The sequence below is a fragment of the Tepidiphilus olei genome, from assembly GCF_006980705.1.
Taxonomy (GTDB): domain Bacteria; phylum Pseudomonadota; class Gammaproteobacteria; order Burkholderiales; family Rhodocyclaceae; genus Tepidiphilus; species Tepidiphilus olei.
Genome location: NZ_SBHO01000007.1, coordinates 18,435 through 45,259 on the forward strand (window position 1 = coordinate 18,435; position 26,825 = coordinate 45,259).

At 65.7% G+C, this 26,825-nt stretch carries 29 protein-coding genes and 1 pseudogene; 20 read left to right on the plus strand and 10 right to left on the minus strand.

The window, feature by feature from the left end:
- The first annotated feature begins 13 nt into the window (after nucleotides 1-13).
- The 8 genes from tolB to EPD80_RS11500 all read left to right on the plus strand — a co-directional run bounded on the left by tolB (nucleotide 14) and on the right by EPD80_RS11500 (nucleotide 7,443).
- A complete protein-coding gene (gene tolB / locus EPD80_RS08250; RefSeq protein ID WP_142803796.1) occupies nucleotides 14-1,306 on the plus strand; it encodes a Tol-Pal system beta propeller repeat protein TolB in 1,293 nt (430 codons plus the stop codon).
- 52 nt (nucleotides 1,307-1,358) lie between these two features.
- A complete protein-coding gene (gene pal / locus EPD80_RS08255) occupies nucleotides 1,359-1,883 on the plus strand; it encodes a peptidoglycan-associated lipoprotein Pal (protein WP_142803797.1) in 525 nt (174 codons plus the stop codon).
- 14 nt (nucleotides 1,884-1,897) lie between these two features.
- Complete coding sequence (ybgF, locus tag EPD80_RS08260; RefSeq protein ID WP_142803798.1) at nucleotides 1,898-2,662, plus strand: tol-pal system protein YbgF; 765 nt, start codon at nucleotides 1,898-1,900, stop codon at nucleotides 2,660-2,662.
- Nucleotides 2,659-3,309, plus strand: coding sequence for a 7-carboxy-7-deazaguanine synthase QueE (gene queE, locus EPD80_RS08265; RefSeq protein ID WP_142803799.1), 651 nt, complete (start codon nucleotides 2,659-2,661; stop codon nucleotides 3,307-3,309). Before ybgF ends, queE begins: the two co-directional genes overlap by 4 nt.
- Before the next feature lie 40 nt (nucleotides 3,310-3,349).
- Nucleotides 3,350-4,033, plus strand: coding sequence for a 7-cyano-7-deazaguanine synthase QueC (queC, locus tag EPD80_RS08270; RefSeq protein ID WP_142811000.1), 684 nt, complete (start codon nucleotides 3,350-3,352; stop codon nucleotides 4,031-4,033).
- A gap of 74 nt (nucleotides 4,034-4,107) precedes the next feature.
- Nucleotides 4,108-6,183: a PAS-domain containing protein gene (locus EPD80_RS08275; protein ID WP_142811002.1), complete on the plus strand. Its 2,076-nt coding sequence runs from the start codon at nucleotides 4,108-4,110 to the stop codon at nucleotides 6,181-6,183.
- A complete protein-coding gene (locus tag EPD80_RS08280; protein ID WP_142811004.1) occupies nucleotides 6,180-6,893 on the plus strand; it encodes a response regulator transcription factor in 714 nt (237 codons plus the stop codon). Before EPD80_RS08275 ends, EPD80_RS08280 begins: the two co-directional genes overlap by 4 nt.
- A gap of 58 nt (nucleotides 6,894-6,951) precedes the next feature.
- On the plus strand, nucleotides 6,952-7,443 hold the full coding sequence (locus EPD80_RS11500; protein WP_142811150.1) for a VOC family protein: 492 nt from the start codon (nucleotides 6,952-6,954) through the stop codon (nucleotides 7,441-7,443).
- Between the two features lie 35 nt (nucleotides 7,444-7,478).
- Here EPD80_RS11500 and EPD80_RS08290 read toward each other — a convergent pair.
- A pseudogene (locus EPD80_RS08290) lies at nucleotides 7,479-7,952 on the minus strand (recombinase family protein); the annotation flags it as partial.
- A 223-nt stretch (nucleotides 7,953-8,175) separates the two neighbouring features.
- Between EPD80_RS08290 and EPD80_RS08295 the strand changes: the two are divergent.
- Entirely contained in the window at nucleotides 8,176-8,394 is a 219-nt protein-coding gene (locus EPD80_RS08295; RefSeq protein WP_142811006.1) for an antitoxin MazE family protein, read from the plus strand.
- Nucleotides 8,394-8,714: a type II toxin-antitoxin system PemK/MazF family toxin gene (locus tag EPD80_RS08300; RefSeq protein ID WP_142811008.1), complete on the plus strand. Its 321-nt coding sequence runs from the start codon at nucleotides 8,394-8,396 to the stop codon at nucleotides 8,712-8,714. Before EPD80_RS08295 ends, EPD80_RS08300 begins: the two co-directional genes overlap by 1 nt.
- 67 nt (nucleotides 8,715-8,781) lie before the next feature.
- On the opposite strand, the gene EPD80_RS11395 is transcribed toward EPD80_RS08300, so the two are convergent.
- The 8 genes from EPD80_RS11395 to scpA all read right to left on the minus strand — a co-directional run bounded on the left by EPD80_RS11395 (nucleotide 8,782) and on the right by scpA (nucleotide 17,416).
- On the minus strand, nucleotides 8,782-9,429 hold the full coding sequence (locus tag EPD80_RS11395; RefSeq protein ID WP_221928916.1) for a putative toxin-antitoxin system toxin component, PIN family: 648 nt from the start codon (nucleotides 9,427-9,429) through the stop codon (nucleotides 8,782-8,784).
- Nucleotides 9,426-9,650 carry an AbrB/MazE/SpoVT family DNA-binding domain-containing protein gene (locus EPD80_RS08310; protein WP_142811010.1) on the minus strand — a complete coding sequence of 75 codons (225 nt, stop codon included), beginning with the start codon at nucleotides 9,648-9,650 and terminating at the stop codon, nucleotides 9,426-9,428. The genes EPD80_RS11395 and EPD80_RS08310 overlap by 4 nt, the downstream gene beginning before the upstream one ends.
- A gap of 276 nt (nucleotides 9,651-9,926) precedes the next feature.
- Nucleotides 9,927-10,205 carry a Txe/YoeB family addiction module toxin gene (locus EPD80_RS08315; RefSeq protein WP_142811012.1) on the minus strand — a complete coding sequence of 93 codons (279 nt, stop codon included), beginning with the start codon at nucleotides 10,203-10,205 and terminating at the stop codon, nucleotides 9,927-9,929.
- Nucleotides 10,189-10,470, minus strand: coding sequence for a type II toxin-antitoxin system Phd/YefM family antitoxin (locus tag EPD80_RS08320; protein WP_142811014.1), 282 nt, complete (start codon nucleotides 10,468-10,470; stop codon nucleotides 10,189-10,191). The genes EPD80_RS08315 and EPD80_RS08320 overlap by 17 nt, the downstream gene beginning before the upstream one ends.
- A gap of 162 nt (nucleotides 10,471-10,632) precedes the next feature.
- Complete coding sequence (accC, locus tag EPD80_RS08325; protein WP_142811016.1) at nucleotides 10,633-12,630, minus strand: acetyl-CoA carboxylase biotin carboxylase subunit; 1,998 nt, start codon at nucleotides 12,628-12,630, stop codon at nucleotides 10,633-10,635.
- Between the two features lie 43 nt (nucleotides 12,631-12,673).
- Nucleotides 12,674-14,206 carry an acyl-CoA carboxylase subunit beta gene (locus EPD80_RS08330; protein WP_142811018.1) on the minus strand — a complete coding sequence of 511 codons (1,533 nt, stop codon included), beginning with the start codon at nucleotides 14,204-14,206 and terminating at the stop codon, nucleotides 12,674-12,676.
- 9 nt (nucleotides 14,207-14,215) lie between these two features.
- Nucleotides 14,216-15,247 carry a methylmalonyl Co-A mutase-associated GTPase MeaB gene (gene meaB, locus EPD80_RS08335; protein WP_221928917.1) on the minus strand — a complete coding sequence of 344 codons (1,032 nt, stop codon included), beginning with the start codon at nucleotides 15,245-15,247 and terminating at the stop codon, nucleotides 14,216-14,218.
- A 3-nt stretch (nucleotides 15,248-15,250) separates the two neighbouring features.
- Nucleotides 15,251-17,416, minus strand: a complete 2,166-nt coding sequence (gene scpA / locus EPD80_RS08340; RefSeq protein WP_142811020.1) for a methylmalonyl-CoA mutase — start codon at nucleotides 17,414-17,416, stop codon at nucleotides 15,251-15,253.
- 138 nt (nucleotides 17,417-17,554) lie between these two features.
- Between scpA and EPD80_RS08345 the strand changes: the two genes are divergently transcribed.
- The 4 genes from EPD80_RS08345 to EPD80_RS08360 all read left to right on the plus strand — a co-directional run bounded on the left by EPD80_RS08345 (nucleotide 17,555) and on the right by EPD80_RS08360 (nucleotide 20,210).
- The gene (locus EPD80_RS08345; protein ID WP_142803815.1) at nucleotides 17,555-18,244 is read left to right on the plus strand and encodes a GntR family transcriptional regulator; all 690 of its coding nucleotides are present in this window, start codon (nucleotides 17,555-17,557) and stop codon (nucleotides 18,242-18,244) included.
- Nucleotides 18,241-19,065 carry an enoyl-CoA hydratase/isomerase family protein gene (locus EPD80_RS08350; protein ID WP_142811022.1) on the plus strand — a complete coding sequence of 275 codons (825 nt, stop codon included), beginning with the start codon at nucleotides 18,241-18,243 and terminating at the stop codon, nucleotides 19,063-19,065. Before EPD80_RS08345 ends, EPD80_RS08350 begins: the two co-directional genes overlap by 4 nt.
- 66 nt (nucleotides 19,066-19,131) lie before the next feature.
- A complete protein-coding gene (locus EPD80_RS08355) occupies nucleotides 19,132-19,677 on the plus strand; it encodes a hypothetical protein (RefSeq protein WP_142811023.1) in 546 nt (181 codons plus the stop codon).
- Between the two features lie 2 nt (nucleotides 19,678-19,679).
- A complete protein-coding gene (locus EPD80_RS08360; protein ID WP_142811025.1) occupies nucleotides 19,680-20,210 on the plus strand; it encodes a FlgO family outer membrane protein in 531 nt (176 codons plus the stop codon).
- Nucleotides 20,211-20,262: 52 nt separating this feature from the next.
- Here EPD80_RS08360 and EPD80_RS08365 read toward each other — a convergent pair whose 3' ends face one another.
- Nucleotides 20,263-21,708, minus strand: a complete 1,446-nt coding sequence (locus tag EPD80_RS08365; RefSeq protein ID WP_221928918.1) for a cobyric acid synthase — start codon at nucleotides 21,706-21,708, stop codon at nucleotides 20,263-20,265.
- A 63-nt stretch (nucleotides 21,709-21,771) separates the two neighbouring features.
- Here EPD80_RS08365 and EPD80_RS08370 point away from each other — a divergent pair, with 63 nt between their 5' ends.
- The 6 genes from EPD80_RS08370 to recA are packed head-to-tail and all read left to right on the plus strand — an operon-like array spanning nucleotide 21,772 to nucleotide 26,824.
- Entirely contained in the window at nucleotides 21,772-22,689 is a 918-nt protein-coding gene (locus tag EPD80_RS08370; RefSeq protein ID WP_142811027.1) for a CobD/CbiB family cobalamin biosynthesis protein, read from the plus strand.
- Nucleotides 22,686-23,696 (plus strand): threonine-phosphate decarboxylase CobD, encoded by a 1,011-nt coding sequence (gene cobD, locus EPD80_RS08375; protein WP_142811029.1) that lies wholly within the window; start codon nucleotides 22,686-22,688, stop codon nucleotides 23,694-23,696. The genes EPD80_RS08370 and cobD overlap by 4 nt, the downstream gene beginning before the upstream one ends.
- Nucleotides 23,690-24,682, plus strand: coding sequence for a thiamine-phosphate kinase (gene thiL, locus EPD80_RS08380; protein ID WP_390613089.1), 993 nt, complete (start codon nucleotides 23,690-23,692; stop codon nucleotides 24,680-24,682). Before cobD ends, thiL begins: the two co-directional genes overlap by 7 nt.
- Before the next feature lie 11 nt (nucleotides 24,683-24,693).
- The gene (locus tag EPD80_RS08385) at nucleotides 24,694-25,197 is read left to right on the plus strand and encodes a phosphatidylglycerophosphatase A family protein (protein WP_142811034.1); all 504 of its coding nucleotides are present in this window, start codon (nucleotides 24,694-24,696) and stop codon (nucleotides 25,195-25,197) included.
- Nucleotides 25,197-25,697: a CinA family protein gene (locus EPD80_RS08390; RefSeq protein ID WP_449342970.1), complete on the plus strand. Its 501-nt coding sequence runs from the start codon at nucleotides 25,197-25,199 to the stop codon at nucleotides 25,695-25,697. The genes EPD80_RS08385 and EPD80_RS08390 overlap by 1 nt, the downstream gene beginning before the upstream one ends.
- A 59-nt stretch (nucleotides 25,698-25,756) precedes the next feature.
- Nucleotides 25,757-26,824, plus strand: coding sequence for a recombinase RecA (recA, locus tag EPD80_RS08395; RefSeq protein WP_142803823.1), 1,068 nt, complete (start codon nucleotides 25,757-25,759; stop codon nucleotides 26,822-26,824).
- Nucleotide 26,825: the final 1 nt, after the last annotated feature.

Here is a 26,825-nt window from a genome sequence, read left to right on the forward strand (position 1 = left end):
ACGGATGATCGCGATGCGGGGATTCGCTCATCACCTCTTCCACTGGCGTCTAGTCGTCACGCTGTTGCTCGCCACCTGCGCGGCGCTGCCTGCACGGGCGCAGCTGACCGTCGAAATCACCGGCGCCGGCGGTCAACGCATTCCCATCGCCATCCCCTATTTGGCCGGTGAAGAGCTCTTGCCGACCCCGATTTCCCAGATCGTCGGTCAGGATCTCGCCAAGAGCGGCATCTTCCAGTTGGTCGATGTCGGCCTCCTACGGCTGCCCGAGGATCAGATCCCAGATTATGCCAACCTCGCCGCGCGCGGCGCCGATGCCGTGCTCGCCGGTAGCGCTACCGTCCTGGGCGCGGGTCAATACGAGGTTCGGGTGCGGGTATTCGACACGCGGCGCCAGGCCGATCTCGGCGGCATCCTTTACCGCTTCACCCCCTCGCAAACCCGGGCCACCGCGCACCGCATCGCCGACTTCGTCTATGAAAAGCTCACCGGAATCCCCGGCTACTTCGCCTCACGGCTCGCCTACGTCGTCAAACAGGGGAATCGATACGAACTTCGCATCAGTGAGGCCGACGGCAGCAACTCGGTCCCGGCGCTCATCTCGCAGGAACCAATCATCTCGCCGACCTGGAGCCCTGACGGCACCAAGGTGGCCTACGTCTCGTTCGAGGCGAAGAAACCAATCGTATACGTGCATGAGCTCGCCACCGGCCAGCGCCGCGTGGTGGCCAATTTCAAGGGCTCGAACTCCGCACCGGCCTTTTCTCCCGATGGGCAAAGCATCGCCCTGGCGCTCACTCGCGACGGCATCTCCCAGATCTACCTCGTACCGGTCATGGGTGGCACGCCCGTCCGTCTGTCGCGCAGCCATGCCATCGACACCGAACCGGTCTTTTCCCCCGACGGCCGCCATATCTATTTCACCTCCGATCGCGGCGGCTCGCCCCAGATCTACCGCATGCCGGCGAGCGGCGGCGCGGCCGAACGAATCACGTTCGAAGGCGAATACAACGTCAGCCCCGACGTCTCGTCCGACGGCAAGCTGCTCACCTTCGTCACGCGCAACCAAGGGCGTTATCAGGTGGCGCTCCTCGACCTGCAAACGCGCCAGCAGCTCATCCTCTCCGATTCCACGCGCGACGAATCGCCTTCGTTCGCGCCCAACGGACGCATGATCGTCTATGCTTCAGAATTCGGCGGACGAGGATCCCTCTTCGCCGTCTCGACCGATGGCAAAGTTCGCCTTCGCCTCTCGGCCGAGGGAGCCGACGTGCGGGAACCGGCCTGGGGGCCGCTACCGCGCTGAGGTCCTTTGTGTTCGTTCCCTTTTCAACCATTGCACAGGAACCGTGAAACAAATGAAAAAACTACTCACTCCCGCGGTCTTTTGTCTCGGGATCATCCTTTCGGCCTGTTCCTCGACCGGCACCGTGGAAGAAGGCACGGGAAGCGTCGAAGACCGCAACGTGGGCGCCGTGACCACGGTGACGCCGACCTCCCCACGCAGCGCCGCACTGGCCGCCCTGCGCGACCCCAACAGCCCCCTGTCCAAGCGCAGCATCTACTTCGACTTCGACAGCTACGTCGTCAAGCCGGAGTTCCAGTCGCTGGTGCAGGCCCATGGTCGCTTCCTCGCGCAAAACCCGGATTTCAAAGTCCTGATCCAGGGCAACGCCGACGAGCGCGGTAGCCGTGAGTACAACTTGGCGCTGGGTCAAAAACGCGCCGAGGCGGTCAAGAACGCACTGCTGACCTTCGGTGCGCGCGAAGATCAGGTCGAAGCGGTGAGCCTGGGCGAGGAGAAGCCCATCTGCACCGATCGCACCGAAGAATGCTACGCGCAAAACCGTCGTGCCGACATTCTATATTCGGGTGAATTTTGACGGAGGCGCGTTCGATGCCCAAGCCCCCTGTCTGGCTGCTCTACGTCCTTATCGCCTCGGCGGCTTTTTGCCGTCCGGCATTCGCGATCTTCTCCGACGATCAGGCGCGGCAGGGGGTGGCCGAGTTACGCCAACAGGTGCAGACCCTCGGCGAGCGCGTCGACAACCTGGCGCGCGCGCAAGTTACCCAGAGCAACGACCTCGAGCGCTTGCGTGAAGAGATGCGCCGCCTCACCGGCCGCATCGAAGAGCTGCAATACAAACTCGAACAGATCGAAAAACGGCAGAGGGATTTTTATCTCGATCTCGATGCCCGTCTCACGGCCCTGGGTGCCGGCGCCACGGGATCGGCCGCGCCCGCCGCCACTCCGCCTGCCCAGCCCACCACCCAAGGCGCTCCCGCCTCGTCTGGCAATGCGAAAGCCGATTTCGATGCAGCCCTCGGAAAACTCCAGTCGAGGGACGCCAAAGGAGCGCTTGCGGCATTCCAGGACTTCCTGCGCCAACATCCCAACGATCCGCAGATTCCTCAAGCGCATTTCTGGGCCGGCACGGCTGCTTTACAGCTCAAGGAATACGAGACCGCACGCCGCCATTTCGCCCGCGTGGTGTTCGATCACCCCAAACACGAGCTCGCCCCAGACGCCATGCTGGGGCTAGCCAATGCTCTGCAAGGCATGGGCGATGAAGTCGGCTCCATCGACATGCTCAAGCGTCTCGTGGAACGTCATCCCAATACCCCGGCGGGTCAAGTTGCCCGCCAACGTCTGGGGCGATGAAAACGCGAGATCGTCTGCGGGTCAGCGAGATCTTCGCCTCCATTCAGGGAGAATCGACGACGGTGGGCGTGCCTACCGTCTTCGTGCGCCTCACCGGCTGTCCTCTACGCTGCCATTGGTGCGACACGACCTACGCCTTCAGCGGCGGCGATCGTCTCTCGATCGACGAAATCCTCGAGCGGGTGGGCGCCCTGGGGCTATCCGAAGTCTGCGTCACCGGCGGAGAGCCTCTGGCACAGCCGGCCTGCCACGAGCTGCTCACGGCGCTACTCGATGCGGGGCATCGCGTCTCGCTCGAGACGAGCGGGGCGATCTCCATCGTCGGACTCGACCCCCGCGTGCGCTGCGTGATGGATCTCAAAGCCCCCGGTTCGGGCGAAGCCGACAAGAACCTGTGGGACAACCTCCAACACCTGCGCGCGCACGACGAGGTGAAGTTCGTGCTCGCCGACCGCACCGACTATGAGTGGGCCAAGGATGTGCTCGAGCGCCACGGGCTCGCCCGCCGTGCCACCGTGCTCTTCTCACCGGTAGCCGGGTCGCTGCCGCCCGCGCTGCTGGCCGAGTGGATCCTGGCCGACCGCCTGCCGGTGCGTTTCCAACTGCAATTACACAAAATTCTCTGGGGCGACACGCGCGGCAAATAACGCCTCATCGCCCATCGCCTCTTGAGCGAGGACCCCTGTGATGAATGATGCCCCCCCCCGCAACGCCGTGGTGCTGCTCTCCGGCGGGCTCGACTCGAGCACGGTGCTCGCCATCGCCCGCGCCGAAGGCTTTCGTCCCTATGCCCTGTCGGTGGCCTACGGCCAGCGGCACGACGCGGAACTCGCGGCCGCGGCGCGCGTGGCCCAAGCATTGGGCGCCGTCGAGCACCGCGTCGCCCGGGTCGATCTGGGCGTATTTGGCGGCTCGGCGCTCACGGATGCGGCGATCGCCGTGCCCGAGACACCGAGCGAAGGCATTCCCGTCACTTATGTGCCAGCGCGCAACACCGTGCTCCTGTCGGTGGCGCTCGCCTGGGCCGAGGTGATCGGGGCTTACGACCTCTTCATCGGGGTCAATGCCGTGGACTATTCCGGCTATCCCGACTGCCGGCCGGAATTCATTGCCGCCTTCGAGGCACTGGCCAACGTCGCCACCAAGGCCGGGGTCGAAGGGGCGCGTTTTCGCGTCCACACCCCGCTCATGCGGCTCTCGAAAGCCGAGATCATCCGCCGCGGGCTGGAACTCGGCGTGGATTATTCCCTCACCGTTTCCTGCTACCAAGCCGATGAAGCGGGGCGTGCCTGCGGCCGCTGCGATGCCTGCCGGCTGCGCGCCCAGGGGTTCGCCAAAGCGGGGGTCCCGGATCCGACCCCTTATCGCTAAGGACACGGTCGTTGCTTGGCAAACACGCGGCGATCGTCGTAGCATTGACACCAAACCGCACGGTCTAGCGCACGATGGCCCGTACTCCTACTCCACCGGAACTGCCCACTGCTTCCAGCCTCGTCGGTCCCGGCGATCGGCGCCGGCTCGACCTGCTGCTCGCCGGGCTCGACCTACTCGACCAGGCGATCGCCGTGTTCGATGCCACCCCCAAACTCGTGGCCTGGAACCGGGCCATGCAGCGTCTGCTCGATTTCCCCGAAAACCTCGTCCATGAAGGCACGCCTTTCGAAGCCTTCGCCCGTTTCAACGCCGAGCGCGGCGAATACGGCGAGGGCGACATTGAGCGCCTGGTGGCCGAACGGGTGATGGCCGCGCGCGCCTTCCAGCCCCACTACTTCGAGCGCGAACGCCCCAACGGCCGCATCCTGGCGGTACGCGGCGTGCCCATCCCCAACCTCGGATTCGTGTCGCTGTGGACCGACATCACCGAGCAGCGGCGCTACGAGCGCCTCATCGAAGAGCAGAACCAGACCTTGGAAGCCCGGGTAGCCGAGCGCACGGCGGCGCTCGCGCGGGCCAACGAAGAGCTGCGCGCCGCCCAGGTCGAACTCGATCAGACCGCCGAGGCCTTGCGCCGCTCGGAAGAGCGTCTGCGACTCATCCTCGACTCGATCCCGGCCATGGTGGCCTATCTGGATGCCGACGAGCGCTACCGCTTCGCCAACCGGGTCTATGCCCGCTGGTTCGGTCTCGAACAGGACGAGATCGCGGGCCACACCGTGGCCGAGATCACCGGACCCGACACCTACACCCAGATCGCGGCCCACCTGGCGCGCGCCCACGCCGGAGAGACCGTCAGCTACGAATACGCCCGCCGCAACGCCCAGGGCCGGCTAGTCCATGCCCGTAGCACCGTCGTGCCTGAATGCGACGAGCATGGCGCGGTCGTGGGTTTCTTCGTGCTCTCGATCGACATCACCGAGCAGAAAGCACATCAGAACGCCCTCATCCAGGCGCAGAAGATGGAAGCGATCGGGCAGCTCACGGGCGGGGTCGCGCACGATTTCAACAACCTCCTCACCACCCTCATCGGCAACCTCGAAGGACTCAAACGCTATCTCGGCGACTCCAGCGCCGTGCGTGAATACCTCGAACCGGCCCTCGCGGCGAGCACCCGGGGCGTGGCGCTCATCCGCCGCCTGCTCACCTTCGCACGCTCGCAGCCGCTCGCACCGCAGGCGGTCGAAGTCGGCGAGCTGGTACGCTCCATGGGCGTGATCCTCGAGCGCACCCTGGGGGAGACCATCGCCATCGTGCTCGACCTCCCCGCGGCCCCTCTTTACGCCTACGCCGACGCGCATCAGCTCGAGAATGCGCTCCTCAATCTCGCCTTGAACGCCCGCGACGCCATGGCCGAGCGCGGCGGCACCCTGACGATCCGCGTCCGCCCCTGGCACCGCGATGAAGGCGTGGCCTCCGACATCCCCGTCGGCGACTATGTGCGCTTCGACGTCAGCGACACGGGATGTGGGATGGCCCCAGAGCAACTGACCCGTGTCTTCGAGCCGTTCTACACCACCAAGCCGTTCGGCCAGGGAAGCGGCCTGGGGCTGGCGATGGTCTATGGCTTCGTACGTCAGTCCGGTGGCGACATCCAGGTACGCAGCGAACCCGGCCGCGGCACGACATTCTCCTTTGCCCTGCCCCTGGCACCGGCAGCGGCCGACGTTCGCGGAGCAAACCGAGAGGAAGAGGCCGAGACCCCGCCCTCTCCTCCCCGCATGGTGTTGCTGGTGGAAGACGAACTGCCGGTGCGCCACGTCCTACGGCAGCAGCTCATGGCGTTGGGACACACCGTGCTGGAAGCGGCCAACGCACACGAAGCATTGGAGCTGCTCGAGCACGTCGAGGAGATCGAACTCCTCGTCACCGATGCCGTCATGCCGGGGGAACTCGACGGGCGCCGTCTCATCGCCCGTGCTCGTATGCTACGATCGGCACTGCCTACCGTGCTGGTCACGGGCTATGCCCACGACGATGGCCCCCCGGTGGATGGCTACATCGTCCTGCCCAAACCCTGTACCCAGGCCCAACTCTCCCGTGCGCTCGTCGCCGCCCAGCGCCTCGCCGCAGGAATGCCCCGATGAACGCTCCCGACGCCCATCTGCTCGTCGTCGAAGACGACCCCGACGTCGCCCGTCTCATCTGTCGCAGCCTGAGCGAATTCGGCTTCGCGTGTGACGTGGCCGCGAGCGGCCGGGCCGCGCTCGACGCCGTGCGCACCCGTACGCCGGAATTGGCCATCGTCGACCTGGGGCTACCGGACATGGACGGCCTGGCGCTGATCGCCGAGATGCAACGGCTGCATCCCTGCGCCGTGCTGATCCTCACCGGCCGCGCAGGCGTGGCCGACCGCGTGCTGGGACTGGAACTGGGGGCGGACGACTATCTCGTCAAACCCTTCGAGCCGCGTGAGCTGGTGGCTCGGGTCCGCTCCATCCTGCGCCGCTATCAAAAGACCGCCACCCCCTCCTCCGACGCGGCACGGGGCATCGCACATTTCTCCGGCTGGCACTACGACCCGGCAAGCCACACCCTCACCGATCCGCAAGGAGACAGCACGAGGCTCTCCACCGCCGAGGCGCAGCTGCTGATGCTCTTCCTCAGCCACCCCAACCGCATCCTCTCGCGCGAACGTCTCGTGGGAAATCGACCCGTCGAATCGTACGATCGCAGCATCGACGTGCGCATCTCCCGGCTACGGCGCAAGCTGCGCGACGATCCGCACGACCCGCGCCTCATCAAGACGGTCTATGGCGCGGGCTATCTCTTCGCCGCTCCCGTGCGCTGGGAGTAGAATCCGCTGGGAGTAGAATCATTTTTTTCTTCCCTGCGACCGAATCCATACCATGACCATGAACGATCCTTCCCGCCCATTCCGCATCCTCGGCATTCAGCAGATCGCGCTCGGTGCGCTGGACAAAACGCGGCTCGCCCGCCTGTGGGTCGAACTCTTCGGCTTGCCGGTCACCGGCACTTTCCGCTCCGAGCGCGAAAATGTGGATGAAGACATCGTCGCCCTGGGCGCGGGCCCCTTCAAGGTCGAGGTCGACCTGATGCAGCCGCTCGATCCGGCGAAAAAACCGGCGGTGCACGCCACCCCGCTCAACCACGTCGGGCTGTGGGTCGACGACCTGCCCAAGGCGGTCGAGTGGCTCTCGGCGCATGGCGTGCGCTTCGCCCCCGGCGGCATTCGCCGCGGCGCGGCCGGCTACGACATCTGCTTCATCCACCCCAAGGGCAACGACGAATTCCCCGTGAGCGGCGAAGGCGTGCTCATTGAGCTCGTCCAGGCTCCGCCGGAAGTGATCGAAGCGTACGCGACGATCGCTGCTGCCTCACGTTGATTTTGTCCAGGGAGACGCTGAAGAAATGAGCGAGCGGGAGGAAGCGCAAGGCGTTTGGTGCGCAGCGACCGGAACAAGTCAAGATTCTTGGGCCGGCGTTCCCCTTTGCGACCGAGCCTGCGGGCCGCCTCGAGCCCGGCGCGGGTGCGCTCAACGATGAGTTCGCGCTCCATCTCCGCGAGGCTTGCCATCACGTGGAAGAAGAACCGACCCGATGGCGTACTCGTGTCGATCGCATCGGTGAGGCTTTTGAACTGAACCCCGCGCTGCTGCAGTTCCCCCACCAGATCGAGCAGCTGCTTGACGCTACGGCCCAGGCGATCGAGCTTCCACACCACGAGCGTATCCCCTGAGCGCAGCATGTCGATGGCCCGTGCCAGACCCTCGCGGTCGGTACGGCTGCCGCTTGCCCGATCCTCGAAGATGCGCTCGCACCCGGCCTTGGTGAGGGCCTCGCGCTGCAGCTCGAGGTTCTGATCCTGCGTCGAGACGCGGGCGTAACCGATCAACGTGGAAGGTTCCCTGGAAGTGGGGTGAGGCGCATTTCTCGAAACCCGCAACGATCGAACGAAACGAGCATTCTATTTCAAGAACGGGTTTCGAGAGAGTGAAGGCCTTGGAATCACGGGGTGCAGCGGGTGGTGGAGTGGCGTTATCGAAAACGGGCGGTTTTACCATTTTTATTACATGTGTAGTATCATGAAAATTGAAATGTAACCACTGGAGCGCACTATGACTTCAACGACCAAGGAATCCAAGGTAGCGCGCTACCGTGAGCAGATGCGCGCGGCGGGGCTGCGGCCTGTCCAGTTTTGGGTGCCAGATACCCGCTCACCCGAGTTCAGGGCGCAGCTGCGCACGCAGTGCCAAAGCCTGAAGGGCGACGCGGCGGAAGCCGAGGTTTTGCGCTTCACTGAAGCGGCTGCATTGGACATCGAAGGGTGGGATTGATGCAGCGAGGCGATCTCGTAACGGTTTCATTGCCAGGTGACTACGGTAAACCACGGCCCGCCCTGATCGTCCAATCCGACTTGCTCTCCGAGCTGGAAAGCGTGGTGCTGTGCCCGGTGACGAGCAATCTGCGCAATGTCGCGTTTCGCGTCACCGTGGAACCCAACCAGGCCAACGGACTGCGTGTGATCTCGCAAGTCATGGTGGACAAGCTCTCGACGCTACCGCGCGCCAAGATCAGCGAGCCGTTTGGTCGCCTCGATGGCGAGCGGATGAAAGCGGTAGATAGAGCGCTGCTGCTGGTCGTTGGCCTTATCTGATCGGATGCAAGTCGTACGCCAAGAACCTATCCGATTGACAACAAAGGAAAAAAAGGGACATCCATTTTTATTTTTTATTTTGGAGGAGCGCGCTGCCATCGCCATCGTCGAGTACGACGGCAACGTTGACCGGGAGCACTGACCCACTACGGTCTGAGCTGCCCCGTGCATCTGCTGCATGTCGACATCGCCGGATCAACCGACTGGGTGCTGACCACCGACGTCGACGCAGCAAGGGCTTCGCTGAAGGAAGTCGGCGGTGACCGCGCTTTTTGGCGAACAGTTGGCAGTGGGCCTGCAGCCAGTCGGCGAACTCAGTCACCGTGAGGATGGGAATGCGAACCTGGTCTCTGACCGCCTGAATATCGCTGTCGCCACTGACCAGTGCATCAGCCTGAGCCACGGCGGCGAGCGCCAGAAAGATCACATCGCCGGGATCACGAATCTCCGGCAGCCCTCCGGGCCTTGCCTCGACCTTAACGGTTTCCACGAACGGCAGAAATTCAGCCAGTAACGTTTCTTGGTCGTCCTGACTCAGATTGAACTTGGGGTAGGCAAGGACGTGCAGCAGTTCGCTGACCGTGTCGCGACTGGCCAAAGCGATGAAATGCTTGGCCTGCCACGCCTCGCGCAGCCAAGCAAACTTACCCCGCGAGAAGATCAGGGCCGAAACCAGGCAGTTGGTATCGAGGACAACGCGCGGGGTGCTGCTCATGTGCGCTGTCTCGCCCAGGCGATGGCCTCAGCCACGTCGTCTTGCGTGATGCCCAGTTCCTCCAACTTGGCCCGTACCGCGTCGGCCTGCTGCAGGCGAACCGGCGTCAGCAAGATCTTGCCGTCCTGAACCGTGACGTCGTAGTAGTCGGCCTCGCCCACGCTCTGGACGATGGCCTTGGGCAAGGTGACCTGGTTCTTGCTCGTGCGCTTGGTCAGCATGACAATCTCCGAAAGCAATGAAGTAAGGAATCAAATTTTCGCGAGTTTTCAGGCCAATGAAACCACAGAACAGAAAGGCAGAACAGAACAGAAAGGGACACCCAGTGGCCGGGACGAAGCCGGCAGAAGATTGGAGGTGCGATTCCTCTACCCGGTAACGCACAAAAAGGAACACCCATTGACCATCATTTACCATTGCATCAATGGGCGCCTCGCCTTTGCAATACACCGACGTGGTAATCGAGCGTTTCCGACACAACTGCTCCGACAGCTTGGCTAGTAGTGGTAGCGGCCTTGCAAAAACTCGATCCGATCCGCTTTCACCAGATAGACGCAACGGTGTTCCTGCGTGATCCGGCGTGACCAGACATCCGGGCCCAGATACTTCAATGGTTCGGGATTGCCAATGCCCTTGAATGGATCGCGCAGGACGGCCTTGACCAGCTCCAGGAGGCGCTTGGCAGTGCGGCGTTCTGTTTCCACCCAGTAGCTCAAGTCCTCCAAGAACTCGGGATGAAACACCGCGACGCGCTTGAGCTCAGTCTTCGATGCCATAGAGTTTCTCGAGGGCATCGACCGCAGTGGGTGCGACCTCACCGGCCCGAGCACGGGCCAGGGCAGTCAACAGACGTTCCGCATTCTTTGGCGAGCGCAGCAGATGCGCTGTCTCCATCAGGCTTTGTAGTTCATCGGCGGCAATCATTGCAACGGCCCCCCCCGAGCGGCGACGCACCACGACGACTTCACGGTCATCGACCGCACGATCCATCAGAGTCTTGAGTTGCTTGCGGGCCTGGCTGTAGGTGGTTTCGATGGTCATGACGATCTCCGTTAGTTGGACATATATATTGTACAACTATGACATGACAAAGGAACCCCTTCTTCCGTCAGTTCCCACTCACTGCTGTCACACGCTGATTTTGAAAAGAAAAAAGCCGACCCCCAGAGGCCGGCTTTTCTTCACCCTCGCGAGGGAGGAAGCTCATTCGAATTCGAGGATCACTTCGTCCACCGCCAGGCTCGCGCCCGGTTTGGCGACGATCTTCTTCACTTTACCGTCCTGCTCGGCGCGCAGGATGTTCTCCATCTTCATCGCCTCGATCACGGCGAGTTTCTCCCCGGCCTTCACCTCCTGCCCTTCGGCGACCGCGACCTCGCGCAGCAGCCCCGGCATGGGCGAGAGGAGGAACTTGGACATGTCGGGGGGCGATTTCACCGGCATCAGCGACCAGAGAGCGGCGATGTGGGCCGGCAAGACGCGGGCGCGCAGCTCGGCACCGTGATGGCGCAGGACGTAGAGGATACCCTCACGTTCGAGCTGCACCGTCATCGGCGCATCGCCGATGCGCACCTGGAGCACGATCTCGCCCAGGCGCCAGCGCGGGTCGAAGTCGATCTGCAGCACCCGATCACCCGAGCGCACCACGAAGCGGGTGTCCGAGAGTTCCTCGACCGTGGCCGCCGTGGCACCCTGCGCGTCGATCACCTGGTAGTTCGGCGAGGGCGTGTAGCGATGGCCGTTCATCTGACCCGAGAGGCGGGCGTTACGCAGGCGCAGCTTGTGTTCGACCGCCGCGAGGATGAGGCGCAGCATCAAGGGGTCTTCGTGCGGCACCATCTCCGGCGTGAATCCCTCAGGAAACTCCTCGGCGATGAAACCGGTGGTGAGCCGACCCTCGCGGAAGCGCGGATGCTGCATGAGCGCCGCCTGGAAGGGGATGTTCGAGTGGATACCGCGGATGACGAAGGCGTCGAGTGCCTCCTGCATCCGTTCGATCGCCTCCAGCCGGTCGCGCCCGTGCACGATGAGCTTGGCGATCATCGAGTCGTAGTACATCGAGATTTCGCCGCCTTCATAGACGCCGGTGTCGACGCGCAGCTGGCCCGGCACTTCGGCGGGCGGACGAAACTTCACCAGGCGCCCGGTGGAAGGCAGGAATCCGCGGAAAGGATCCTCGGCGTTGATGCGGCATTCCATCGCCCAGCCGTCGATGCGCAGCTCGGATTGCGACAGCGGCAGTTTCTCGCCGGCGGCGATGCGAATCATCCACTCGACCAGATCGAGCCCGGTGATCATCTCGGTGACCGGGTGTTCGACCTGCAAGCGGGTGTTCATCTCGAGGAAGTAGAAGGACTTGTCCTTGCCGACGACGAATTCGACCGTGCCGGCGGACTGGTATTGGACCGCGCGCGCGAGCGCCACCGCTTGCTCACCCATGGCGCGGCGGGTGTCGGGGTCGATGAAGGGGCTGGGCGCCTCTTCCACGACTTTCTGGTGGCGACGTTGCACCGAGCATTCGCGCTCGAAGAGATAGACGTAGTTGCCGTAGGCGTCGCCGAAGACCTGGATCTCGATGTGGCGCGGCTCTTCGACGAATTTCTCGATGAAGACGCGATCGTCGCCGAAGGCATTGCGCGCCTCGTTGCGGCAGGATTCGAACCCTTCGCGGCATTGGGCATCGTCGTAGGCTACGCGCAGACCCTTGCCGCCACCGCCGGCCGAAGCCTTGATCATCACCGGGTAGCCGATGTCGCGGGCGATGCGCACGGCCTCATCGGCCGATTCGATCGGGTCATTGTAGCCGGGAATGGTATTGACGCCCGCCTGCATGGCGAGCTTTTTCGAGGCGATCTTGTCGCCCATCGCGGCGATCGCCGCGTGTTTCGGTCCGATGAAGACGATGCCTTCTTCTTCGAGCCGACGGGCGAATTCCTCGTTTTCGGAGAGAAAGCCGTAACCGGGATGGACCGCCTCGGCGCCGGTCTGTTTGCACACGGCGATGATTTTGTCCATCGCCAGGTAGGATTCCTTGGAAGGCGCCGGGCCGATGCATACCGCCTCGTCGGCGAGCTGCACGTGCAGCGCGCGCCGGTCGGCCTCGGAATAGACCGCCACGGTGGCGATTCCCATCTTGCGCGCGGTCTTGATCACCCGGCAGGCGATTTCACCCCGGTTGGCGATCAGAATCTTTTTGAACATGGTGGTGTTTTCCCTCATTGCGATGAACCGTTGGCCTGCCGTCTCACAGCGGGATGTTGCCGTGCTTGCGCCAGGGGTTTTCGAGTTTCTTGTCCTCGAGCATGGCCAGCGAGCGGCAGATGCGCTTGCGCGTGGCGTGCGGCATGATGACGTCGTCGATGTAGCCGCGCCGCGCCGCCACGAAGGGGTTGGCGAATTTCTCGCGGTACTCCGCTTCGCGGGCCGCGATCTTCTCGGGGTCGTTCTTCTCGTCGCGGAAGATGATCTCTACCGCGCCCTTCGGCCCCATGACCGCGATCTCGGCGGTGGGCCAGGCGAAGTTGACGTCGCCGCGCAGATGCTTGGAGGACATCACGTCGTAGGCACCGCCATAGGCTTTGCGGGTGATGACGGTGATCTTGGGCACCGTGGCTTCGGCATAGGCATAGAGGAGCTTGGCGCCGTGCTTGATGATGCCGCCGTATTCCTGGGCCGTACCGGGGAGGAAGCCGGGCACGTCGACGAAGGTGACGATGGGGATGTTGAAGGCATCGCAGAAGCGCACGAAACGCGCCGCCTTGATCGAGGATTTGATGTCGAGGCAGCCGGCGAGCACCATGGGCTGGTTGGCCACGAACCCGACGGTTTTGCCTTCCATGCGCCCGAAGCCGACGACGATGTTCTTGGCGTAGTCGGGCTGGATCTCGAAGAAGTCGCCCTCATCGACCACCTTGAGGATGAGCTCCTTGATGTCGTAGGGCTGGTTGGGGTTATCGGGCACGAGGGTGTCGAGCGAGGGTTCCATGCGCTCGGCCACGTCGCTGGTGGGACGCACCGGCGGTTTCTCGCGGTTGTTGAGCGGCAGGAAGTCGAAGAAGCGGCGCAGCTGCAAGAGCGCCTCGATGTCGTTCTCGAAGGCCGCATCGGCCACGCCCGAGCGCGTGGTGTGGGTGATCGCGCCGCCGAGCTCTTCGGCCGTGACTTCTTCGTGCGTGACGGTCTTGACCACGTCCGGACCGGTGACGAACATGTAGGAGGTGTCCTTCACCATGAAGATGAAGTCGGTCATCGCCGGCGAATAGACCGCGCCGCCCGCACACGGCCCCATGATCATGGAGATCTGCGGAATCACGCCGGAGGCGAGTACGTTACGCTGGAACACATCGGCATAGCCACCCAGGGACGCCACCCCTTCCTGGATGCGCGCCCCGCCCGAGTCGTTCAGGCCGATCACGGGAGCACCGACCTTCATCGCCTGGTCCATGATCTTGCAGATCTTCTCGGCGTGCGCTTCCGACAGGGACCCGCCGAAGACGGTGAAGTCCTGACTGAAGACGAAGACGAGCCGACCGTTGATGGTGCCGTAGCCGGTCACCACGCCGTCACCGGGGATGTGCTCCTCGTCCATCCCGAAATCGGTGCAGCGGTGCTCCTTGAACATGTCCCACTCTTCGAAGCTGCCCTCGTCGAGCAGCACCTCGATGCGCTCGCGCGCGGTGAGCTTGCCCTTGGCGTGCTGGGCGGCGATGCGCCGCTCGCCGCCGCCCAGCCGGGCGCGGGCGCGTTGCTCTTCCAATCGACGGATGATGTCCTGCATGGTTTATCCTCACTGACTGATGGTCTGGCTCGCATCGAGCAGGCGCCGCGCCGCAACCACCGGCGCAAGCCGCCCGCTCTCCACGTCCCGTTCGATCGCCGGCAGCATCGTGCGCACGGCAGGGTGTTGTCGGAAACGGCGCTTGAGTTCGGCGTCGATCCGTTCCCACATCCAGGCGAGCGCCTGACGGCGGCGTTTTTCGGCAAGTGCTCCGTTTTTCTGCATCGTGTCGCGAAAGGCGAGCACCGTCTCCCAGAAGCGATCGAGCCCCTCGCGCTTGAGCGCCGACACGAGCAGCACCGGCACGCGCCAGTCGGGATGTGCCGGGCGCAGCATGTGCAGCGCCGTCTCGAGCTGGGCCTTGGCCCGCATCGCCGCGGCCGAATCGGCGTCGGCCTTGTTGATGACGATGAGGTCGGCGAGCTCCATGATCCCCTTCTTGATGCCCTGGAGATCGTCGCCGGCGTTGGGCAGCTGCAGCAGGACGAACATGTCGGTCATGTTGGCGACCGCCGTCTCCGATTGCCCCACGCCCACGGTCTCGACGATGACGACGTCGAACCCTGCCGCCTCGCACACCAGCATCGTCTCGCGCGTCTTCTCGGCCACGCCGCCGAGGCTGCCCGCCGAAGGGCTGGGGCGGATGAAGGCGCGCGGATCGCGACTCAGGCGCTCCATGCGCGTCTTGTCGCCCAGGATGGAGCCGCCCGAGACGCTGGAGGAAGGATCGACGGCGAGCACGGCGACGCGATGCCCGCGCTCGATGAGATAAAGGCCGAGCGCCTCGATGAAGGTCGACTTGCCCACCCCCGGCACGCCGGAGATACCCAGGCGCAGCGCCCCGCCCGTGTGCGGCAGCAGCGCTTGCAGCACCGCCTCGGCCCGGCGCTGATGATCGGGCCGGCTCGATTCGATGAGGGTGATCGCCTTGGCGAGCGGCCGTAGCTGGCGCGCGAGCACGCCTTCGACGAGGGCGCGATCCTCCTCGCCGAGTTCGGGCTGCCCGTCAAAACGCTCCGGCACCGCTTCCCGCTGCGACACGGCTCACCCTCGGCCACGGGCGGCACGGATCGCCGCGAGTACCTGACGCGCCGCCTCGGGGATCGGCGTGCCCGGCCCGAAGATGCCCTTGGCGCCGGCCGCATAGAGGAAATCGTAATCCTGCGACGGGATGACCCCACCGACGAAGACGATGATGTCCTCGGCCCCTAGGCGCTTGAGCTCGTCGATGAGCGCGGGCACCAAAGTCTTGTGGCCGGCAGCGAGCGTCGACACCCCCACGGCATGCACGTCGTTCTCCACCGCGTGGCGCGCCGCCTCTTCGGGCGTCTGGAACATGGGACCGATGTCGATGTCGAACCCGAGATCGGCAAAAGCGGAGGCGACCACCTTGGCCCCCCGGTCGTGCCCGTCCTGACCCAGCTTGGCGATCATGATGCGCGGGCGACGGCCCTCTTCCTCGATGAAGCGCTCGATCTCGTCCTTGAGCATACGCCACTCCTCGCGCCCCTCCACGACGGCGCCGTAGACGCCAGTGACCGTCTGCGGATTGGCCTGATAGCGGCCCCAGACTTTTTCCAGGGCATCGGAGACTTCCCCCACGGTGGCGCGGGCGCGCACCGCCTCGATCGCGAGCGCGAGGAGGTTCCCTTCCCCGGTCTGGGCACAGCGGGTGAGCGCCTCGAGCGCCTGCTGCACTTTCACGGGATCGCGCTCGGCGCGCAGTTTCTTCAGCCGCTCGATCTGCTTCTCGCGCACGGCGCGGTTGTCGATTTCCAGCACCTCGATGGGGTGGTCTTCCTTCTCCAGACGGTACTTGTTCACGCCCACGATCACGTCGAGCCCGGCGTCGATGCGCGCCTGCTTCTCGGCGGCGCACTCCTCGATCTTCATCTTCGCCCAGCCGGATTCGACCGCCTTGGTCATGCCGCCCATCGCCTCGACTTCTTCGATGATGGACCAGGCCTTGTCGATCATCTCCTGCGTGAGCGTTTCCATCATGTAGGAGCCGGCCCAAGGGTCGATGACGTTGGTGATGTGGGTCTCTTCTTGCAAGATGAGCTGCGTGTTGCGGGCGATGCGGGCCGAGAACTCGGTGGGCAGCGCGATCGCCTCGTCGAGCGCGTTGGTGTGCAGCGACTGCGTGCCGCCGAAGACCGCGGCCATGGCCTCGATCGTGGTACGGATGATGTTGTTGTAGGGATCCTGGGCGGTGAGCGACCAGCCGGAAGTCTGACAGTGGGTACGCAACATCATCGAGCGCGGATTCTTGGCGCCGAACTCCTTCATGATGCGCCACCACAGGTAGCGCGCCGCGCGAAGCTTGGCGATCTCGAGGTAGAAGTTCATGCCGATGGCGAAGAAAAACGACAGCCGCCCGGCGAATTTGTCGATGTCCAGGCCCCGTTTCATGGCGGTGCGCACGTATTCCATGCCGTCGGCCAGGGTGAAAGCGAGCTCGAGCGCCTGCGTCGCCCCCGCCTCCTGGATGTGGTAGCCCGAGATCGAGATGGAGTTGAACTTGGGCATGTGCTCGGCCGTGTAGGCGATGATGTCGGCGACGATGCGCATCGACGGCTCGGGCGGGTAGATGTAGGTGTTGCGCACCATGAATTCTTTGAGGATGTCGTTCTGGATCGTGCCCGAGAGCTGATCCTGCCGCACCCCCTGCTCCTCGGCGGCCACGATGTAGCCGGCGAGCACCGGCAGCACCGCCCCGTTCATGGTCATGGACACGGAGACCTTGTCGAGCGGAATGCCGTCGAAGAGGATCTTCATGTCCTCGACCGAGTCGATCGCCACCCCCGCCTTGCCGACGTCGCCGATCACACGGGGATTGTCGGAATCGTAGCCGCGGTGCGTGGCCAGATCGAAGGCCACCGAGATGCCCTGCCCGCCGCCGGCGAGCGTCTTCTTGTAGAAGGCGTTCGATTCCTCGGCGGTGGAAAAACCCGCGTACTGGCGGATGGTCCAGGGTTTGACCGTATACATCGTCGGCTGCGGCCCGCGGATGAAAGGTTCGAACCCGGGCAGCGTGTCGACGTGCGGCAGACGGTCGAGGTCGGCGCGCACGTAGAGGGGATGAACGACGATGCCTTCGGGCGTGTGCCAGTCGAGCCGGCTCAAGTCGCCGTCGGGCGCCTGCTTGGCCGCGGCTTTTTTCCAGGCTTCGAGATCGGGTTGGGGATAGCTAGGTGCGGATTTGGACATGAAACAACCCTCGACGAGGATGATGGCTGCGCCTTCGCGCCAACGAGACGGCGAGCTTCAGCTGAGGAGACAAAAAAACGAAAACAGGAAATATAATATGTAATCCATAATTATGGAAGCCCCTGAGAGCCCTCGCCGATGACCCCACAACGCATCGCGCCCCAAGCACTTTACCAGGAAGTGGCCGAGAGGCTGCGTCAGCGCATTTTCGCGCACGAATTACCGCCAGGACAGCCGATCGACGAGCTGGGCCTGGCGGCCGAATACGGGATTTCGCGTACCCCCTTGCGCGAGGCCCTGAAAGTGCTCGCCGCCGAGGGGCTGGTGACCCTGATCCCGCGGCGCGGCGCTTTCGTCAGTCAGATCTCCGCCTCGGAGCTAGATGCGATCTTCGACGTACTCGCGGTGCTCGAGGGCCACGCCGCGCGTCGCGCCGCCGAACGGTTGGACGAAGGAGCTGCCCAGCGGCTACGGCGACTACACCAGCGTCTGGAGGAAACGGCACACCCCGGCGCGATCGACGAATTCTTCGAGGCGAACCAGGCGTTCCACGCCGAAGTCTTGCGGCTCGCGAACAACCCTTTCCTTTCGAGCACGATCCAAGATCTGCGTCAAAAGATACGGTTGAGCCGTCACCATTCGCTCTACGACGAAGGGCGCCTGGAACGCAGCCTGCAGGAACACCGCGAGCTGCTCGCCGCCCTGCTCGAGGGCGAGGCCGCGGCCGCCGAACGGTGCATGCGCGAGCATCTGCGCTCCGGACGCGAGGCAATCGCCCACCTGCGCCGCGATGCCACCCCCACCCTAGATACTGAAGAATCCTCATGAGCGGAACCCTGCACACGACCCCACACCCCGAATCGGCCTGCTTGGTCGTCACCCTCGAGAATCCGGGAAAACGCAATGCGCTCGATGCCGCCCTGTGGCAGGCGCTGGGCGATCTCTTTCTCGAACTCGCCGCCGAAAATCTTCCCTGGCGCAGCGTGATCCTAACGGGTGCAGGCAACGCCTTCGCCGCCGGGGGCGATCTGGAAGAATTCCCCCGCGTGCGCGCCGACCTCGCCTCGGCGCTCGACTACCACGAAGGCAAGGTTGGGCGAGCGCTGCGCGCCATCGCCGAGTGTCCCTTGCCGGTGATCGCGGCGATCGAAGGCCCCTGTATCGGCGGCGGGCTGGAGATCGCCGCGCTATGCGATCTGCGCGTGGCCGGACGCAGCGCCCGCTTCGGCACCCCCATCGCCCGGCTCGGCTTCTGGATGTACCCCGGCGAACTCGCCCTGCTGCACGAGCGTCTGTCGGAAGGTCTACTCGCGCAGATGCTGCTCGAAGGGGCCGTGCTCGATGCCGAGCGCCTGTGGCGGCTCGGTGTATTGCATCACCTCGTCGAGGACGGCCATGCGCTCGAAGAGGCGCTGGCCGTGGCGCGACGCATCGCCACCGGAGCACCGCGCGTGGCGCGAATGCACAAATACTGGCTGCGCCGCCTACGACGGTGCACGCCGCTGTCCGAGGAAGAAAAACGCACCGGGCTGGCCTTCCTCGACGATCCCGACTACCGCGAAGGGCTCAGTGCCTTCCTGGAGAAACGGCCACCGTGTTTCGGACGCCACGGCCAAAGCGAGAACGAAGGAAATCCCGACGAACATTGATTGCGTTCGCATCCGCTTCACGCTAAGATCATGGAATCGCCCTTGTCATTCCCAGGAGATAGCATCATGCGCTTCGCTCCCCTGCCCATCGCCGCCGCGCTGGGTGCCGTCCTGCTCGGCGGCTGCACCAACCCCGGCGCACCGCTTCCCACCGATTTCGCCCAAGAACCGCAGCAAAAAATCCAGGCAGTACGGCAATGGCAAACGGTGGCCACGAGCCTGGCCGAGCGGCTGAGCGTCATGATGATCCGGGACAATGCCTGCACGCCGCAAGCCGCCCTGTGCGACACCCTCTACGTGCACCCGGCAGCCTACTCCTCGACCTTCGATGCCGCCTTCCGCGAAGCCTTCGTCAGCTATCTCGTCGGGCGCGGCTGGAACGTCGCCCAGCAAGGGCCGGCCGACATCGAGATCGACCTCGACAGCCGCTACGCCAAGCTCTCCACCGCTCCCGAGGTCGAAGTGATGGTCACGGCATCGGCGCGGCGCGGTGACCGCTATCTCGCCCGTATCTCCGACGTCTATTACATCACCAGCCCCGAGCTCTACGCCAAAATGGCCTCTTCCAACCCCTCGTACGAACCCACTTGGCTGACGGTGCAAGGAGACTGACCATGCGGCATTCGCTCTCGATCCTCATGTTCTCCGGCGCCCTCGCCCTGTCCGCTTGTGCCACCGAGACCCTCCCACCCCTACCCAAGGCCGATCCCGCCGTAATCATCAACAAAGCCTATGAGACGGCCGACACCCTGATCGACCAACTCCCGCCCGATCTGCGCGCCGGCCCCGTGCTCTTCGCCACCTTCGTCGACGTCGATGCACTCGATCGCTCCACCACCTTGGGGCGCACGCTCACCGAGCAAGTCGCCAACCGCTTCGTGCAGCGCGGCTTCGTCGTCACCGAGCTCAAACTGCGCACGGCCGTCTTCGTCAAGCGCGACACGGGCGAGCTCATGCTCGCGCGCGAAGTCGACCAGATCGCCCGCGAACACGACGCCCGCCTCGTCGTGGTCGGCACCTATGCACCGGCCAAGGAAGCCGTCTATCTGAGCGTCAAGGCGATCAATCCGGGCACGGGTCAGGTGCTCGCGGCTCAGGACACCATCGTCCCCATGGACAGCAACGTGAAAAGCCTGTTGCGCTGAGTTCGAGCGGACGAAGAAACGCCGCCCTTCGGGCGGCGTTTTCGCATCAACTTCAGGACACGCCAAGCATCCGCCGCCAGTCGCAGTGCGCCTCGATCGCCGCGGCCAGGCGTTCGATCGCCGCTTCGCGCCGTTGCACTGCATCCTCGGTGGAGAGCGCCGCCCCGGCCCAGTGCGCGAGCGCGGCGAAGGCGGGGGCTGAGTCGAAGAGGCCGTGCCAGTAAGTGCCGAGGATCTGCCCGTCTTCCGCGAGCGCCCCGTCGGGCACGCCGTCCTCGCCGATCACGACAGGATGCGCGAGCGCCGGCCCTTCGCTCACGCCGAGGTGAATCTCGTAGCCTTCGACCTCCGCACCGCCCAGTGTGGCAGCAAGCCGCCCGCGACAGCGGCGCAGCACCTTCCGGGAATCTAGCCGCGTGCGCAAGGAGAGCAACCCCAGGCCGGGCCGGCCGCCCGGCGCACCTTCCAATCCCAAAGGGTCGTCGAGCCACTCACCCAGCATCTGAAACCCTCCGCACAGGCCGATGAGCTTGCCGCCGTAGCGCAGATGTCGGCGCAGCAGCGCCGGGCCGCCATGGGATTCGAACCAAGCCAGATCCGCCTGCACCGCCTTGGAGCCGGGCAACACCACCAGGTCGGCTCCGGGCCAGGGACCGCCGTGCCACCAGTGGAAGTTGACCTCGGGGTGCAGGCGCCAGGCGTCGAGGTCGGTGTGATTGCTCACGCGCGGCCAGGCGATCGCCGCCACCCGCAGCCGCGCGCCTTCGGCGCGCTCCGCCGGCGCGAGGCCGTCCTCGGCCTCCAGCGCGAGCTTCCCCAAATGCGGCAGCACGCCGAAGACCGGTTTGCCGGTACGCTCCTCCAGCCACTGCAGGCCCGGTGCAAGGAGCGAGAGGTCCCCGCGAAAGCGGTTGATGACGAAACCGCGCATGCGCGCACGCTCGCTCGGCGAGAGACATTCGAGCGTGCCGACGATCTGGGCGAAGACGCCCCCGCGATCGATGTCGGCCACCAGTGCCACCGGGATGTCGACCGCTTCGGCGAACCCCATGTTGGCGATGTCGCGCGCGCGCAGATTGACCTCCGCCGGACTGCCCGCGCCCTCGACGAGGATCCACTCAAATTCCTCCTGCAGGCGCGCCCAGGATTCGAGCACCGCCCGTAGCGCCACCGGCTTGTAGGCGTGATAATCCCGCGCCGACAGGGTATGCACCGCCCGCCCGTGGATCACGACCTGGGCGCCGATGTCGGTGGTAGGCTTGAGCAAGACCGGGTTGAAATCCACCCGGGGTTCGAGTCCGGCGGCAAACGCCTGCAGCGCCTGGGCGCGCCCGATCTCGCCCCCGTCGGCCGTCACGGCGGCGTTGTTGGCCATGTTCTGCGGCTTGAACGGGGCCACACGCACGCCGGCACGCGCGAGCAGGCGGCACAATCCCGCCACCAGCGTGCTCTTGCCGGCATCCGACGTGGTCCCCTGGATCATCAACGCGCGCGCCATGCCCGTCCCCGCGACCGGAAAACCCCCGATTATAATGGGCGACTTCGCCCCTTTCCCGCCGTCATGTCCATTCTTCTGGCCACCGTGCTCGCCCTCGCGCTCGATCGCCTCTTCGGCGAGCCGCCGCGCTGGCACCCCCTCGTCGGCTTCGGCCGCTGGGCCAGCGCCCTGGAACGCCTCGTGCGCCGGCACCTCGGCGAGGGCGTGGGCGCAGGAATGCTCGCCTGGGCACTGGCGGTGCTACCCTGGGTGGGACTGGTCGCCGCTTTGGGACGGGTGCATCCCTTCGTCGAAAACGCGCTCGCGGTCGGCTGCCTGGCGCTCGCCCTCGGGGCACGCAGCCTGCGCGAGCACCTCGAACCGGTGCGCGACGCGCTCGCCGCAGCAGATCTGCCCACCGCCCGGGCGCGGGTGGCCTTCCTCGTGAGCCGGGACACGGCGGCAATGACGGGCGAAGAGGTGGCGCGCGCTGCCACGGAATCGGCGCTGGAAAACGGCCACGACGCCGTGCTCGCCCCGCTGGTGTGGTTCGCGCTGCTCGGCGCGCCCGGCGTGGTACTGCATCGCCTGGCCAATACGCTCGATGCCATGTGGGGCTATCGCACGCCGCGCTACGAGCGTTTCGGCAAGTGCGCCGCCCGTATCGACGACGCGCTCGGCTGGCCGAGCGCACGGGTCACGGCGCTCCTCTATGCCTTGGGCGGACGCACGGCGGCGGCGTTGCGGTGCTGGCGCCGCCAGGCCCCGCAGTGGGAGAGCCCCAACGCCGGCCCGGTGATGGCGAGCGGCGCCGGCGCGCTGGGCGTCACTCTGGGCGGAACGGCTTCTTATGGCGGAACGCGGCACGAGCGCCCCCTGCTCGGCGAAGGTCCCGCGCCGGGCGCGGCCAGCGTGGCCACCGCCATGGAACTCGTCGAACGGGCCGTCTGGGGCTGGCTGCTCCTGCTCGCACTCCTCACCCTGGCGGGAGGTGCGCGATGAGCCGACCGGTACACGGCGGGCGCCTGCGCGAGGCGGCGCGTCGCCACGGCCTGCCGCCCGAGTGCTGGCTCGACCTCTCCACCGGCATCAGCCCCTGGTCCTACCCCCTGCCGCCGGTCCCCGAGGAAGTCTGGCGGCGTCTACCGGAAGAGGACGACGGGCTCGATGAACTCGTGCATGCCGTCTTCGGCCGCCCCGCCCTGGCGGTACCCGGCACCCAAGCGGCCATTTCCCGCCTGCCGGCCCTCTTGCCCGAAGTGCGCCGCGTGCTGGTGCCGCATCCCAGCTACGGCGAGCACGCCCATGCCTGGCGCACCCACGCCGTCTTGCGCTGCGCCCCCTCCGCCGATGAGATCGATGCACGGCTCGACGAAGTCGACGCGCTGGTGCTCGTACACCCGAACAATCCCACCGGAGCGCGCTTTCCCGCCTGGAAGCTGCACGCATGGCATCGGCGTCTCGCCGGGCGCGGCGGTTGGCTGATCGTGGACGAAGCCTTCCTCGAACCGGGCGAGGCGGGCAGCCTCGTGGTCGAGACCGGCTCTCCCGGCCTCGTCGTCTTGCGTTCGCTGGGCAAATTCTGGGGGCTTGCGGGTCTGCGCTTCGGCCTGGTCTTCGCCCCCGAACCGCTGCGCGAGCGCCTCGCCGCCTTGCTCGACCCGTGGGCGGTGAGCCATCCGGCGCGCTGGGCGGCCCGGCTCGCGCTCGCCGACTCCGCCTGGCAGGAACGGCAGCGCGCGCGCCTGGCCGCCGCCTCGCTTGCCTTGGCGACGATGCTGGAAGAATCCGGTCTCAGGGTGGGCGGCCGCACCTCGCTCTTCGTCTGGGTCGAGACGCCGCGGGCACCGACGCTCGCCGCCGCCCTCGAGCGCCACGGCATCCTCGTGCGCCGTTTCGACGACCCGCCGGGGTTGCGCTTCGGGCTACCCGCCGACGCGGCCCAGTCAGAGCGGCTGCGGGCGGCGCTCTTCGAGGCGATCGCCGAGACTCCAAGGATTTCATCATGAACGAATTCGCCCTGATCGAGCAGTTCTTCGCCGATCCCGCCGCGCACGAACCCACCCCGTCCTGGCTGCGGCTGGGCATTGGCGACGACGCGGCGCTGCTCGTCGAGAAAAGCGGCTGGGAGACAGCGATCACCTGCGACACCCTCATCGAGGGTCGGCACTTCCTGGCCGGAACCGATCCGGAGGCGCTCGGCTGGAAAGCGCTGGCGGTGAACCTCTCCGATCTGGCGGCCATGGGCGCCGTCCCCACGGGGTTCCTCCTCGCCCTCACCCTGCCCGAGGCCGATGAAGCCTGGCTCACGGCCTTCGCCCGCGGGCTCTTCGCCTGCGCCCGGCGGCACGGCGCCCGGCTCATCGGTGGAGACACCACCCGCGGCCCACGGGCGCTCACGATCACGGCGCTCGGACGGGTACCGGCGGGCGAGGCGATATTGCGCAGCGGCGTGCGCGAAGGGGACGACGTCTGGGTGAGCGGGCGACCCGGACGCGCTGCCCTGGGGCTCGCCGTGCGATTCGGGGAACTCTCGCCGAACCTGCCCGGCGCCGGTGAATGGCTCGCCGCGCTCGATCGTCCCGAACCGCGCCTTGCCTTGGGACGCCGCTTGCGGCGCCTCGCGCACGCGATGCTCGACGTCTCGGACGGATTGCTCGGCGACCTCCGGCACCTCCTCGAACGCTCGGCACCGCCCCTCCTCACTGCCGAGATCGAGGTGGCCAGACTGCCGCTCGCCCCGCTCATCGCCGGCGGGGCGCCGCCGGAGCGGGCACGAGCCGCTTTGCTCGCCGGTGGCGACGACTACGAACTCCTCTTCACCGCCGCGCCGGGATCACGCGACCGAATCATCCTTCTCGGCAGGGAACTCGACCTGCCGCTTTCCCGCATCGGGCGGATCGTATCAACGGAGCAACCGCCCATCGTGCTCATCGAGCCCGATGAGCGGCGTACCCTGCCCGAAGTTTTGGGCTATGATCATTTCCGCCCATGAAAGGAGCGCCCATGTCCGCCGAGCGCACACGCCCCTCCGTCGCCTTCCTCCTCCAGCATCCGGCGCACTTCATCGCGCTCGGATTCGGGGCGGGTCTCTCTCCCCGGGCTCCGGGCACGGTCGGTTCGCTCCTTGCCTGGGCGCTCTACCCCCTGCTGCGCGCCCCGGTCTCCGAGGGGCTCTTCCTGCTGCTGCTCGCCTCCTTTTTCCTTGCCGGCGTCATCGCCTGTGACCGTACGGCCAAGGCGCTGGGCACCAAGGATCCCGGCGCCGTGGTCTGGGACGAGATGATCGCCGTCTGGCTCGTACTCTTCTTCTGCCCGCCGGGGCTTGCCTGGCAGGCGGCGGGCGTGGCGCTCTTTCGCCTGTTCGACATCGCCAAACCCGAACCCATCGCCACCCTGGAGCGGCGCTTCCGCGGTGGCTTGGGCATCATGATCGACGATCTGGCCGCCGCCGGCTACGTACTGCTCGTGCTCGCCCTTGCGGTGCACTTCCTGGGAGAAGGCGCGTGATCCACCCCGAAGATCCGCTGGGACGGCTCGCCCGGGAGTTGGGCATGCTGCTTGCCGCCCGCGGCTGGATGCTCGCCACCGCCGAATCCTGTACCGGCGGGGCCGTCGCCGAAGCGATCACGGCGATCGCCGGCAGCTCCGGCTGGTTCGAACGCGGTTTCGTCACCTACGCCAATGCCGCCAAGATCGAAGTGCTCGGCGTCGACCCCCTCACCCTCGAACGCCACGGGGCCGTGTCGGAAGCCGTGGCGCGCGAAATGGCGCTCGGTGCACTCACGCACAGCCAGGCCGAGCTGGCCTTGTCCATTACCGGTATCGCCGGGCCCGACGGCGGCACGCCGGACAAGCCCGTGGGTACCGTCTGTTTCGGCTGGGCCTGGGATCGGACCCGGCCGCGGGTACGCAGCGAACGGCGCCACTTCGCCGGCGACCGCATCGCCGTGCGCGCCCAGGCCGTGCGCACGGCGCTCTCCGGTGCCATCGCCCTGTGCCACCCCTGAACCATCCTGTGCCATAATCGGTCGAAGCGTTTTCGTACTTGCCAGCCAAGGAATTTTCGATGGACGACAACAAACTCAAGGCGCTGCAGGCGGCGCTCGCGCAGATCGACAAACAGTTCGGCAAAGGTTCGGTGATGCGCATGGGCGACGCCCAAGTGGTACGCGACATCCAGACCGTCTCCACCGGCTCGCTCGGGCTGGACATCGCGCTGGGCATCGGCGGGCTGCCGCGCGGGCGGGTGGTGGAGATCTACGGCCCCGAATCCTCGGGCAAGACCACCCTCACGCTGCACGTGATCGCCGAAATGCAGAAACTCGGCGGCGTGGCCGCCTTCATCGATGCCGAACACGCCCTCGACGTACAGTATGCGAAGAAGCTGGGCGTCGATATCGACGATCTCCTCGTGTCGCAACCCGACACCGGCGAGCAGGCGCTCGAGATCGCCGACATGCTGGTGCGCTCGGGCGGGGTCGACATCGTGGTGATCGACTCGGTGGCCGCACTCACCCCCAAAGCCGAGATCGAGGGGGAAATGGGCGACTCGCTCCCCGGCCTGCAAGCGCGGCTCATGAGCCAGGCGCTGAGAAAGCTCACCGCCAGCATCAACAAGACCAACACGCTCGTCATCTTCATCAACCAGATCCGCATGAAGATCGGCGTCATGTTCGGCAACCCGGAAACCACCACCGGCGGCAACGCGCTCAAGTTCTATTCCTCGGTGCGGCTCGACATCCGCAAGACCGGCACGATCAAGAAAGCCGACGAGGTCGTCGGCTCCGAGACCCGCGTCAAGGTCGTCAAGAACAAGGTCGCCCCGCCCTTCCGCGAAGCGATGTTCGACATCCTCTACGGCGAGGGCATCTCGCGTGAGGGCGAGATCATCGACCTGGGCGTGGAGCACAAGCTCATCGACAAATCCGGCTCCTGGTACGCCTACGAGGGCGAGAAGATCGGTCAGGGCAAGGACAACGCGCGCGAATTCCTGCGCCAGCGCCCCGAGCTCGCGCGGCGCATCGAGAATCAGATCCGGGCCAAGGTGGGCTTGCCCCCGCTGCCCGAGATCGCATCCGCCGCGCCCAGCGCCGCCCCGAGCGAATCCGCCCTTGCCGCTCCGGCGGCCGAATAAG

Bases quoted from the DNA above. Each gene is read 5' to 3' on its own strand.
- tolB (WP_142803796.1), top strand. From the start codon at position 14: ATGCGGGGATTCGCTCATCACCTCTTCCACTGGCGTCTAGTCGTCACG.
- pal (WP_142803797.1), top strand. From the start codon at position 1,359: ATGAAAAAACTACTCACTCCCGCGGTCTTTTGTCTCGGGATCATCCTT.
- ybgF (WP_142803798.1), top strand. From the start codon at position 1,898: ATGCCCAAGCCCCCTGTCTGGCTGCTCTACGTCCTTATCGCCTCGGCG.
- queE (WP_142803799.1), top strand. From the start codon at position 2,659: ATGAAAACGCGAGATCGTCTGCGGGTCAGCGAGATCTTCGCCTCCATT.
- queC (WP_142811000.1), top strand. From the start codon at position 3,350: ATGAATGATGCCCCCCCCCGCAACGCCGTGGTGCTGCTCTCCGGCGGG.
- EPD80_RS08275 (WP_142811002.1), top strand. From the start codon at position 4,108: ATGGCCCGTACTCCTACTCCACCGGAACTGCCCACTGCTTCCAGCCTC.
- EPD80_RS08280 (WP_142811004.1), top strand. From the start codon at position 6,180: ATGAACGCTCCCGACGCCCATCTGCTCGTCGTCGAAGACGACCCCGAC.
- EPD80_RS11500 (WP_142811150.1), top strand. From the start codon at position 6,952: ATGAACGATCCTTCCCGCCCATTCCGCATCCTCGGCATTCAGCAGATC.
- EPD80_RS08295 (WP_142811006.1), top strand. From the start codon at position 8,176: ATGACTTCAACGACCAAGGAATCCAAGGTAGCGCGCTACCGTGAGCAG.
- EPD80_RS08300 (WP_142811008.1), top strand. From the start codon at position 8,394: ATGCAGCGAGGCGATCTCGTAACGGTTTCATTGCCAGGTGACTACGGT.
- EPD80_RS11395 (WP_221928916.1), bottom strand. From the start codon at position 9,429: ATGAGCAGCACCCCGCGCGTTGTCCTCGATACCAACTGCCTGGTTTCG.
- EPD80_RS08310 (WP_142811010.1), bottom strand. From the start codon at position 9,650: ATGCTGACCAAGCGCACGAGCAAGAACCAGGTCACCTTGCCCAAGGCC.
- EPD80_RS08315 (WP_142811012.1), bottom strand. From the start codon at position 10,205: ATGGCATCGAAGACTGAGCTCAAGCGCGTCGCGGTGTTTCATCCCGAG.
- EPD80_RS08320 (WP_142811014.1), bottom strand. From the start codon at position 10,470: ATGACCATCGAAACCACCTACAGCCAGGCCCGCAAGCAACTCAAGACT.
- accC (WP_142811016.1), bottom strand. From the start codon at position 12,630: ATGTTCAAAAAGATTCTGATCGCCAACCGGGGTGAAATCGCCTGCCGG.
- EPD80_RS08330 (WP_142811018.1), bottom strand. From the start codon at position 14,206: ATGCAGGACATCATCCGTCGATTGGAAGAGCAACGCGCCCGCGCCCGG.
- scpA (WP_142811020.1), bottom strand. From the start codon at position 17,416: ATGTCCAAATCCGCACCTAGCTATCCCCAACCCGATCTCGAAGCCTGG.
- EPD80_RS08345 (WP_142803815.1), top strand. From the start codon at position 17,555: ATGACCCCACAACGCATCGCGCCCCAAGCACTTTACCAGGAAGTGGCC.
- EPD80_RS08350 (WP_142811022.1), top strand. From the start codon at position 18,241: ATGAGCGGAACCCTGCACACGACCCCACACCCCGAATCGGCCTGCTTG.
- EPD80_RS08355 (WP_142811023.1), top strand. From the start codon at position 19,132: ATGCGCTTCGCTCCCCTGCCCATCGCCGCCGCGCTGGGTGCCGTCCTG.
- EPD80_RS08360 (WP_142811025.1), top strand. From the start codon at position 19,680: ATGCGGCATTCGCTCTCGATCCTCATGTTCTCCGGCGCCCTCGCCCTG.
- EPD80_RS08365 (WP_221928918.1), bottom strand. From the start codon at position 21,708: ATGGCGCGCGCGTTGATGATCCAGGGGACCACGTCGGATGCCGGCAAG.
- EPD80_RS08370 (WP_142811027.1), top strand. From the start codon at position 21,772: ATGTCCATTCTTCTGGCCACCGTGCTCGCCCTCGCGCTCGATCGCCTC.
- cobD (WP_142811029.1), top strand. From the start codon at position 22,686: ATGAGCCGACCGGTACACGGCGGGCGCCTGCGCGAGGCGGCGCGTCGC.
- EPD80_RS08385 (WP_142811034.1), top strand. From the start codon at position 24,694: ATGTCCGCCGAGCGCACACGCCCCTCCGTCGCCTTCCTCCTCCAGCAT.
- recA (WP_142803823.1), top strand. From the start codon at position 25,757: ATGGACGACAACAAACTCAAGGCGCTGCAGGCGGCGCTCGCGCAGATC.